This is a genomic window from Streptomyces sp. NPDC127084, assembly GCF_042724175.1.
In the GTDB taxonomy this organism is placed as follows: Bacteria; Actinomycetota; Actinomycetes; order Streptomycetales; family Streptomycetaceae; genus Streptomyces.
This window is the reverse complement of the sequence record NZ_JBHXFA010000048.1, coordinates 1-10,216: the sequence shown is the minus strand read 5'-3', so window position 1 is coordinate 10,216 and position 10,216 is coordinate 1. Positions and strand designations below refer to the sequence as shown.

Sequence of the window (10,216 nt, the reverse complement as noted above, 5' to 3'; positions counted from 1 at the left end):
GCGGGGGGGGGGGCGCCCGCTGTCACTCAGGTGCTCTCTACACCGCAGGGTGTGTTGTGGGCGGGGGGCGCGCCGGCCGGGGGCGCGGGCCGCCGCCCCCCCCGGCAGAACCTCCAGGGTTTCCCCAACTCCATGAACTCGGCACCCGGAGCACCACCGGCCACGCGGCAGAGCGGCCCGCTCCGGCACTCAAATCCCCTGGGCCCTGCCGTGCCCGCTCCGCCACCGAAAGCACGAGGAAGTAGCCCCATGGCAGCATCGGCAGCCCCTGACCACGCGGTCGAACGGATCGTCATCGAGAACTGCGCGATCGCGACCGTCGACGCCGGCGACACCGAGTACGCCGACGGCCATGTGGTTGTCGCGGGCAACCGGATCGAGTCCGTCGGAGCGGGCAGGGCCCCCGATGACCTGGAGAACGTGGTCCGCCGTATCGACGGCACCGGGCACCTCGTCACCCCCGGCCTGGTCAACACCCACCACCACTTCTACCAGTGGATCACCCGGGGCCTGGCCACCGACCACAACCTGTTCAACTGGCTGGTCGCGCTCTACCCGACCTGGGCCAGGATCGACGAGCCGATGGCGCACTCAGCCGCCCAGGGCTCGCTGGCGATGATGGCGCGCGGTGGTGTCACCACCGCCATGGACCACCACTACGTCTTCCCCAAGGGCTCCGGCGACCTCTCCGGCGCGATCATCAGCGCCGCCTCCGACATGGGCGTCCGCTTCACCCTCGCCCGCGGCTCCATGGACCGCAGCGAGAAGGACGGCGGGCTGCCCCCGGACTTTGCCGTTGAGACCCTCGAAGGGGCGCTCGCCGCCACCGAGGAGACCATCGACAAGCACCACGACGCCTCCTTCGACGCGATGACGCAGATCGCCGTCGCACCCTGCTCTCCCTTCTCCGTGTCCACCGAACTGCTCAAGCAGGGCGCCGAGTTGGCCCGCCGCAAGGGCGTACGTCTGCACACCCACGGCAGCGAGACGGTGGAGGAGGAGCAGTTCTGCCACGAGCTGTTCGGCATGGGACCCACCGACTACTTCGAGTCGACCGGCTGGCTCGGTGAGGACGTGTGGATGGCCCACTGCGTCCATATGAACGACTCCGACATCGCGGCCTTCGCGCGCACCCGCACAGGTGTCGCACACTGCCCGTCGTCCAACGCCCGGCTCGCAGCCGGAATCGCCCGCGTACCGGACATGCTCGCCGCCGGGGTCCCGGTCGGACTCGGCGTCGACGGCACCGCGTCCAACGAGTCGGGCGAACTGCACACCGAACTGCGCAACGCCCTGCTGATCAACCGGCTCAGCACGGTGCACCGGGAAGCCGCGCTCAACGCCCGCCAGGCGCTGCGCCTCGGCACCCACGGTGGCGCGCGGGTGCTCGGCCGCGCCGGGCAGATCGGCTCGCTCGAGCCCGGCAAGCTGGCCGACCTGGTGCTCTGGAAACTGGACACCCTGGCCCACGCCTCCATCGCCGACCCGGTGACGGCCCTCGTGTTCGGCGCGGCGGCGCCGGTCACCCTGTCGCTCGTGAACGGCAGGCCCGTGGTCGAGAACGGCCGCCTGGTGCACGCCGACGAGGACGCCATCGCCCGCTCCACGCGTGCGGAGGCCCAGCGGCTGGCGCGGATTGCCGCGGGAGCCTGACGGCTCCGGCCGGTCCGGCCACCACCTGGCCGCCCGGTCACCCCGGTCACCCGGACGAGGGGGACGGCCCTCGTCCGGGCGCCGTGAACCCGAGCGAGGTTCACGGCCGGCCGCCGCCGGGCAGTGTGTACCGAGTGTGCGCGCTTCCCGGCGGTGTCGCTGCTGATACCCCATCACTCGATGGGAGTATCCGCACGCGGCAGCGCGGGCGGGTCGCGCCGGACGCCCCTACGCTGCGCGGGGTGACGAGTACCCGTACCGCCCTGAACACCGGCCTTGACGACCTCCTCGCCTGGGCGAGGCAGGAGAGGGGAGCGGACCTGCCCGCGCGCCCCACGGACGCCGTGCTGGCGCTGCTCGCCCTGCGCGGCGCGGATCGCAGGGCGGGCGTACCCGAGCCGACTCCCGAGCTGCTGCGCGGCGTCCTGCTGGAGGACCTGCCGCTGGTGCTGGAGGCGGACGCCGATGAGCTCGCCGCCGTACCCGGCATCATCACCGCCCTCGCCGACCGGGTCCGCGCGGCAGGCCGGCTGAACGCCAAGCGACAGGCTCGACTGATCGCGGCGGTCGATGAGCTCGCACCGGAGTTCGCGCAGGCCATGAGCGAGCCGCTCAACCTCACCTGGTCGCGCTGGTACGCCTCGCTGCTGCGCGCGGACGGCATCGACACCGGTGACGCCGGAGCCGTACAGGCCTGGCTCGCCGAACTCGACGCGACACCGCACGCGGACCGGCCCATGCTGCCGGCGTCGCTGCACCGCGCCGATGTCACCACCGCCACCTTCGCCACCCGCGCCCGGCTCACCGAGGCCCTGCTGGAGGCCTTCGCCCACGACGTCGAAGGGCCCTCGGCGACCGGTCCGCTGCTGCCCGCGTCGACGGCACTGGCCGCCGACCGGCCCGAGGACGCGCTGGCGGGCGAACTGGAGTCCCTGGCAGGCGAGTTGAGTGATCGCTGGACCGCCGCCGGGCTGAACGAGGCCCTCACCGGCCGCTACCAGCACCTCGCACCGGGCCCTGAGGCGCTGCCCCACGCCGTGCTCGCCGACCGGTTCCTCGACGACCACCTCGACTACTACGGCGCATCCGACGTCCCACTGCCCCCACCGGCCGCACTGCCCCAGCCCGAGGAGATCAGGGCCCTGCTGCACGCCGCCCCGCTGCCCGCGTCGCTCGCCGCGTCGGACGAGGACGTACACGAACTGGCCGAGCAGTGCGGCTTTCCCGGCCAGGGCGGCGTGGTCTGGAACGCGGGGACACCGGCGGAGCTGGTCGAGCTGGGTGCCGACATCCTGGCAGCGGTCGTGGAGCGCGTCGCGGCCGACGCCGACCCCGACGACGAATACGCCCTCGACGCCGCGCACATCCTCTACACGCTCTACGAACGCGGCGGCACACCCGACTCCGTGGCCCGCAAGGCGGCCGGTCACATGGAGTGGTCGTACGACCCGGCACTGGAGGACGAGCCCCTGGCGGTCCCGGAGACGGCGCCCGCGACGTACACCACCCCGACCCCAGCAGAACTCGGCGAACTGACCGGCGTCAGTGGGCTGACCGAGAGCGACCGCGCCGACCTCGACAGCCTGGCCCGTGCCCTCGCGGACCTGGTCGACCGGCTCGCCGCGACCGGATGCGTCTTCCGCACGGGTGACGCCTTCGGTCTCACCCCGCTCGGCAGCGCCGTCGTACGCCACACACTGTCGGTGGGACATGTCGCCGTACCGGAGGCCCACACGGTCCTGGAGTGGGACGCGGCGCGGTGTGTCGCGGCCGTGGAGGCCTGGCCCCCGCAGATCGCCGCCCGCGTCCTGGGGGACTGGACGGCGGCGCGCGGCGGCGAGGACGCGCTGTGGAGCGAACTCCTCGCAGCCGTGCCGACATCCGTCCCCAGCGGTGCCTTCGCCAGGGTCCTCAAGCGTCTCGACTGTGCTGCCATCCCCGTGGCACCGCTCAAGGCGGCTCTCGCCGACCCGTTGATCGGCGGCCATGTCCGCCGGGTGCTGCTCGCACGCGGTGAAGAGGCGCCCGAGGGCCAGGTTCCCCCGACCGCCCGGGCCGCGTTGCTGCTCGGCGAGCTCGAGGCCGCCTCGCACGGGGACTTCATGGACGACATCGAGGCGACGCGGCGGGAAGGCACCCCCCAAAGCCCACCGCGTGCCCTGCTCGACGCCTTCGACAGCGCCGCAGCCGTCTGGCCGGGCGGCCCGGCCGACCTGATCCCCGTACTCGCCGCCGCCGACCCGGACCGGGCCCTGACCATCCTGGACGACCTGCGCACCCGCCACCCGGACAGCGCGGTGACGGACCCGGCCGCCCACGTGCTGAAGGAGACCAGGGCTTCGCTGGACCGTGGGGATCCGCGCAGGCGCGTGAAGAAGCGCAAGAAGGCGTCGCGTCGCCGGGCCTGAGCCCGACCCGGATCGGGAGCCGGCACCGGCAGTGCGCCGGGAGCTGATCGGCGCGCTGCCACACCGCCTGATGACCGTGTGGCAGCGGCGCGACAAGGTCGGCGACGACGGTACGGGCCTTTCCCGCAGTCCGGACGCTTCAACCACCGTGCCAGGGGATGAGATTGCGTGCGGAGCCGGTCAACTCGCTGTTGAGTCACGGCTCGGAAACATCGAGCCGATGTCTTGTCAGTGCAATTTCACATTACTATTTTACAGGTCACATGTCGCGCGTGATGCTCTCACCGGAAGTGACCCCTCATGCCCAAGCGCACTCAACCCGGCCTCACCACTGCCCTCTTGGCCGCACTCGCGGTGATCGTCGGCACCTCAGGCTGCTCCACGACGGACACAGACGCCCTGCGGAAGGCGAACGGTGACCGCAGCGGGAATCCCGCCGCGGCCAACGAAGGAAAGATCCTCGGCGGCACTCCGGCCAAGGGCGGCACCCTGACGATTCTGTCCAACCAGGACTTCGCCCACCTGGATCCGGCCCGCAACTGGGTCATGCCGACGATGGACTTCGGCACCCGCCTGCTCTACCGCACCCTGGTCACCTTCGCCGCCGAGCCCGGCACCGGGGGCAGCCGGATCGTCCCCGACCTGGCCACCGACCTCGGCCGGCCCTCCAACGGCGGCAGAACGTGGACTTTCACGCTCAAGGCGGGGCTGAGATACGAGGACGGCTCGCCCATCACCGCCCAGGACATCAAGTACAACGTCGAACGCTCCTTCTCGCCCGACCTCACCGGGGGCCCGGACTACGCTGCCCGCTACCTCGCCGGGACCGAGGGCTACACCGGTCCGCTCACGGGCGAGCACCTCGACTCGGTCAAGACCCCGGATCCGCGCACGATCGTGTTCGAACTCGCCCGTCCGGTGGCCGACTTCGCGTACACCGCGACCCTGCCCACCTTCGCCCCGGTACCGAGGGCACGCGAGAAGGGCGCCCAGTACGACGCGCGACCCTTCTCCTCAGGCCCCTACAAGATCGAGTCGTACGACCGCGACAAGAAACTGGTCCTGGTCCGCAACGGACACTGGGACCCGAGGACCGACCCGGTGCGCAAGGCCTATCCGGACCGGTTCGTGGTGCTGATGGGACTGAAGGGCGGGCAGATAGACGACCGGATCATCGCGAGCAGCGGCCCCGACGCCTCCGCCGTCTCCTGGTCCGATCTGCGACCCGAGAGTGTGCCCAAGGTGCTCGGCAGGCCCGCTGTCCGGCAGCGGCTGCTCGCCGAGTCCCAGGGCTGCACCGAGATGCTCCAACTCAACACCTCCCGGCCCCCCTTCAACGACCCCGGGGTCCGCGAGGCCATGCAGTACGCCGTGGACAAGGAAGCCGTGCTCACCGCGGGCGGCGGGCCGGCGCTGAACGACATCGCCACCGCCTATCTGCCACCCGCCCTGACCGGGGGAAAGCAGGCCGACACCCTGCGCGTCCCGCCCGCGGGAGACCCCGGCAAGGCGAAGGCGCTGCTCAAGGCAGCCGGCCGGGAAAGCGGTTTCACAGCCAGCCTCACCGTCTCGACGGGTGACAAGACCAAGGCCGAAGCGCTCCAGCAGGGGCTGTCCCGTGCCGGGGTGGACGTCACCGTCGACACCGTCGACCCGGGCGCCTACTACGACATCATCGGAGACACCCGTGGCGCGCCGGACATGGTCCTGGCCGGCTGGTGCCCGGACTACCCGTCGGGCTCCACCTTCCTGCCCTTCCTCTTCGACGGCCGCACCATCAAGGAGAAGGGCAACTCCGGCAACTACGCGCAGTTCCGGGACAAGCCCACCATGCGGCGCATCGACGAGATCAACGCCATGCCGGACGCCATGGCGGCGGGCCGTGCCTGGGCCGAGCTGGACACGGCGATCCTCGCCAAGTCCCCGGCCGTGCCCCTGCTGCTGGAGCGCAAGCCTCTCCTCGTCGGGACGAATATCGCGGGAGCGTTCGGCCACCCCGTGTGGGCCGGCCAGCTCGACTATGCGACGGTCGGCCTCAAGGACCCGTCGAAGAGCCAGGGTTGAGGGAGCGCTCCCCGATGACCGCATCCGTCTCCGCGTCCGGGCCCGTCGCCGCCCCGGACGCGGCAACCGCAGCCACCTACTCGGGCAGCAGTCCCTGGCACCGCGCCCGCAGGGAACTGTGGCGCCGCACTTCCGTCCGTATCAGCCTCGCCGTCGTCGTCCTCTTCGCCTTCATGGCCCTCACCGCCCCCTGGCTGAGCGCCCTCGGCGGATGGAGCCCCGACGCCTTCGACAAGAACGCCGTCGACCCCTACCTCGGCGGCCTTCCCATCGGCTCCTTCGGCGGGATCAGCCCAGACCACTGGCTCGGTGTCGAACCGGGCACCGGCCGCGACCTGTTCGCCCGGGTGGTGCACGGTGCCCGGGTCTCCCTGCTCATCGCCTTCACGGCCACCGCCGTCGTGGTGATCCTGGGCACCACCGCGGGCATCGTGGCGGGCTACTTCGGCGGACGCACCGACGCCGTCCTCAGCAGGCTCATGGACCTCACCATGTCCTTCCCCTCCCTCATCTTCATGATCGCCGTGATGTCGGTGGCCAAGGACGTCAACCGGATCGTGCTGATGACAGCGGTCATCGGGCTGTTCGGCTGGCCCGGTATCGCCCGTGTCGTTCGCGGCCAGACCCTCTCCCTCAAACACCGCGAATACGTGGACGCCGCCCGTGTCGCCGGCTCAGGGCCCTGGCGGATCCTCAGCCGCGACATCCTGCCCGGCGTCTCCGGCCCCGTGATCGCGTACACGACCCTGCTCGTGCCCGGGATGATCAGCACCGAGGCCGCCCTCAGCTACCTCGGTGTCGGTGTCCGGCCGCCCACCCCTTCCTGGGGCCAGATGATCGCCGAGAGCGTCGCCTACTACGAGACGGACCCGGCCTACTTCCTCATCCCGAGCAGCTTCCTCTTCCTCGCCGTGCTCGCCTTCACCCTGCTCGGCGACGCGCTGCGGGACGTCCTCGATCCGAGAGGCGCCCGCGGATGACCCTCTACCTCGTGCGCCGCCTCGCCGCCGTGGCCGCTGTGCTGCTCGCCATCACCGCCGCCACCTTCGTCATCTTCTACGTCCTGCCCGCGGATCCGGCGGCGGCCGCCTGCGGCAAGACATGCAGCCCGGAACGGCTGGCGGCCGTGCGCCACCACCTGGGCCTCGACCAGCCGCTGTGGCGGCAGTTCACCGGCTTCCTCAGCGGGCTGTTCGCCGGGCGCACCCTGGGCACCGGCCCGTACGCCGTCCCCTGCGACTTCCCCTGCCTCGGCTACTCCTACGAGAACTCCCTCCCCGTCTGGGACCTGCTCGTGGACCGCCTCCCCGTCTCCGTGTCCCTGGCCGTCGGCGCCGCCGCGCTGTGGCTGCTGCTCGGACTCGGCGCCGGTGTCGCCGCCGCCCTGCGCAAGGACACCCTGACCGACCGCACCCTGATGGTCGGCGCGGTCGCCGCCGCGTCCCTGCCGGTCTACTTCACCGCGGTCATGCTGATCTACGGAGTGATCCGGGTGGCTGGACTGCTGCCCTACCCCGCCTACCAGGAGTTCACCACCGATCCGCTGGGCTGGGCGGCCAACCTGCTGCTGCCCTGGACGGCTCTCGCGCTGCTGTACGCGGCCATGTACGCGCGCCAGAGCCGGGGTTCGATGATCGAGGCGATGGCGGAGCCGTACATCCGCACCGCCAGAGCCAAGGGCCTGCCCGAACGCACCGTGGTGGTCAAGCACGGGCTGCGCTCCGGGATGACGCCGATCCTCACCCTCTTCGGCATGGACCTCGGCGGACTGCTCGCCGGGGCGGTCATCACCGAGTCCATCTTCGGACTCCCCGGCGTGGGGCGCTTGTTCTACGGAGCGCTCGTCAGCGCCGACCAGCCCGTGGTGCTCGGGGTGACCCTGCTGGCCGCCTTCTTCATCGTGGTCGCCAATCTGCTGGTCGATCTGCTGTACGCCGTGGCCGACCCGAGAGTGAGGTACTGATGGCCGCCGCCCTTCTCGAAGTACGCGACCTCCAGGTCACGTTCAGCACCCCCGCCGGCCCCGTGCGCGCCGTGGACTCACTCGGCTTCACCGTGGCAGCGGGCCGCACCCTCGGCATCGTCGGCGAGTCCGGCTCGGGCAAGTCGGTCACATCGCTCGCGGTGATGGGCCTGCACCGGAGCGCGGCGGCGGAGGTCTCGGGATCGATCCGGTTCGAGGGCCGCGAACTGACGGGACTGCCGGAGAGGCAACTGGCCCGGCTGCGCGGACGTCGGATGGCGATGATCTTCCAGGACCCGCTGTCCAGCCTCCACCCCTCGTACACGGTCGGTGAGCAGATAGCGGAGCACCACCGCGTCCACTTCCGCAGCGGCCGGGCCGCCGCCCGACGCCGTGCTGTCGACATGCTCGGCGAGGTGGGCATCCCCGAACCCGCCCGCAGGGCGGGGGAGTACCCGCACCAGTTCTCCGGTGGTATGCGCCAGCGCGCCATGATCGCCATGGCACTGGCCTGCGAGCCCGACCTGCTCATCGCCGACGAACCGACGACCGCCCTGGACGTGACGGTGCAGGCGCAGATCCTCGAACTGATCGTACGGGTACAGGAAGAGCGTGGCCTCGGCGTCATCATGATCACGCATGATCTCGGGGTGATCGCCCGGGTCGCCCACGAGGTACTGGTGATGTACGGAGGCCGGGGCGCCGAACAGGCACCTGTGGACACGCTGTTCGAGCGGCCCGCCCACCCCTACACCCGTGGGCTGCTGGACTCGCTGCCGCGGCTGGACGACCCCGAGGACGCACCCCTGCGGTCGATCCCGGGCAGCCCTCCCTCTCTCGTCGGCCGGACGCCGGGCTGTGCGTTCGCACCGCGCTGCGCGCTCCACTCGTCGGCCGACGAGCGGCAGCGGCTGCGCTGCACCACCGACCGCCCCGCCTTCGTCCCGCTCGGTCCCACGGGGAGCGGCGCACATGTGGCGGCGTGCCATCTCGCCGCACCGGTCAAGGAGGAAGCCCGATGACCACGGCGAAGGTGACGGCGACGCCCGCGCCCGCGCTCCTGTCCGTACGCGACCTCGGCAAGTCCTTCCCCGGCAGACGCGGACGCACCGGCCGCCGGGGCGCCCCGATCAAGGCGGTCGACGGGGTGAGCTTCGACCTCGCGGCGGGCGAAAGCCTGGGCCTGGTCGGTGAGTCGGGCTGCGGGAAGTCCACCACGGGCCGTCTGATCGTCCGGCTCCTGGAGCCGACGGCCGGATCCGTCCACTTCGACGGCGGCGACATCAGCCATCTGTCCGCAGGGGAAATGCGACCCCTGCGGCGGAACATCCAGATGGTGTTCCAGGACCCGCACTCCTCCCTCAACCCCCGGCAGACCGTGGCCAGGATCATCGCCGACCCGCTCCTCGTGCAGGGCTGGACCCGGAACGACGCCCGGCGGCGGGCAACGGAGCTCATGGACCTCGTCGGGCTGATCCCGGAGCAGCTCGACCGCTATCCGCACGAGTTCTCCGGCGGCCAGGCCCAGCGGATCGGCATCGCCCGCTCCCTGGCCACCAGCCCCAGGCTGCTGGTCGCCGACGAACCGGTCTCCGCCCTCGATGTCTCGGTCCAGGCGCAGATCGTCAATCTGATGGAGCGGCTGCGCCACGAGCTGGACCTCGCCTATGTCTTCATCGCCCATGACCTCTCCGTGGTCAAGCGGGTGTGCGACCGGGTCGCGGTGATGTACCTCGGGCGGATCGTGGAGATCGGCGACAAGCACGCGGTGTACGGCCGCCCCCTGCACCCCTACACACGGGCGCTGCTGTCCGCCGTACCGCTGCCGGACCCGGTGGCCGAACGGCAGCGGGAACGCATCACCCTGGCCGGCGACCCGCCGAGCCCGGCTGCGCCACCGCCCGGCTGCGCCTTCCATCCCCGCTGCCCGAAGGCGGAGGCGGTCTGCCGCACCGAGCGGCCACTGCTGCGGATCGGCGCCCCTGGGCAGCACTCCGGGCAGCAGCCTGGACGGCAGCCGGGGGAGGACAGGGAGGTCGCCTGCCACTTCCCGGGCGACTGACTCCCCGCATCGTCGCCGGTGACGCGGACCGGACATGCCGGTGCCGCCCCCGGGAGCACACTGCTC

The 10,216-nt window shown here is 71.4% G+C and carries 7 protein-coding genes; all 7 read left to right on the top strand.

What is annotated here, in order from left to right; all coding sequences use genetic code 11:
- The first annotated feature begins 249 nt into the window (after positions 1-249).
- The 7 genes from ACFWI9_RS14055 (at position 250) to ACFWI9_RS14025 (ending at position 10,150) form a co-directional block, all read left to right on the top strand.
- On the top strand, positions 250-1,653 hold the full coding sequence (locus tag ACFWI9_RS14055) for an 8-oxoguanine deaminase (RefSeq protein ID WP_387161736.1): 1,404 nt from the start codon (positions 250-252) through the stop codon (positions 1,651-1,653).
- A gap of 242 nt (positions 1,654-1,895) precedes the next feature.
- Positions 1,896-4,061: a hypothetical protein gene (locus ACFWI9_RS14050; protein ID WP_387161735.1), complete on the top strand. Its 2,166-nt coding sequence runs from the start codon at positions 1,896-1,898 to the stop codon at positions 4,059-4,061.
- A 300-nt stretch (positions 4,062-4,361) separates the two neighbouring features.
- Positions 4,362-6,125 (top strand): ABC transporter substrate-binding protein, encoded by a 1,764-nt coding sequence (locus ACFWI9_RS14045; protein WP_387161733.1) that lies wholly within the window; start codon positions 4,362-4,364, stop codon positions 6,123-6,125.
- Positions 6,126-6,139: 14 nt separating this feature from the next.
- Positions 6,140-7,105 carry an ABC transporter permease gene (locus ACFWI9_RS14040; protein ID WP_387161731.1) on the top strand — a complete coding sequence of 322 codons (966 nt, stop codon included), beginning with the start codon at positions 6,140-6,142 and terminating at the stop codon, positions 7,103-7,105.
- Complete coding sequence (locus ACFWI9_RS14035; RefSeq protein ID WP_387161729.1) at positions 7,102-8,088, top strand: ABC transporter permease; 987 nt, start codon at positions 7,102-7,104, stop codon at positions 8,086-8,088. The genes ACFWI9_RS14040 and ACFWI9_RS14035 overlap by 4 nt, the downstream gene beginning before the upstream one ends.
- Entirely contained in the window at positions 8,088-9,110 is a 1,023-nt protein-coding gene (locus ACFWI9_RS14030) for an ABC transporter ATP-binding protein (protein ID WP_387161727.1), read from the top strand. Before ACFWI9_RS14035 ends, ACFWI9_RS14030 begins: the two co-directional genes overlap by 1 nt.
- Positions 9,107-10,150 carry an ABC transporter ATP-binding protein gene (locus ACFWI9_RS14025; RefSeq protein ID WP_387161726.1) on the top strand — a complete coding sequence of 348 codons (1,044 nt, stop codon included), beginning with the start codon at positions 9,107-9,109 and terminating at the stop codon, positions 10,148-10,150. Before ACFWI9_RS14030 ends, ACFWI9_RS14025 begins: the two co-directional genes overlap by 4 nt.
- Positions 10,151-10,216 lie beyond the last annotated feature (66 nt).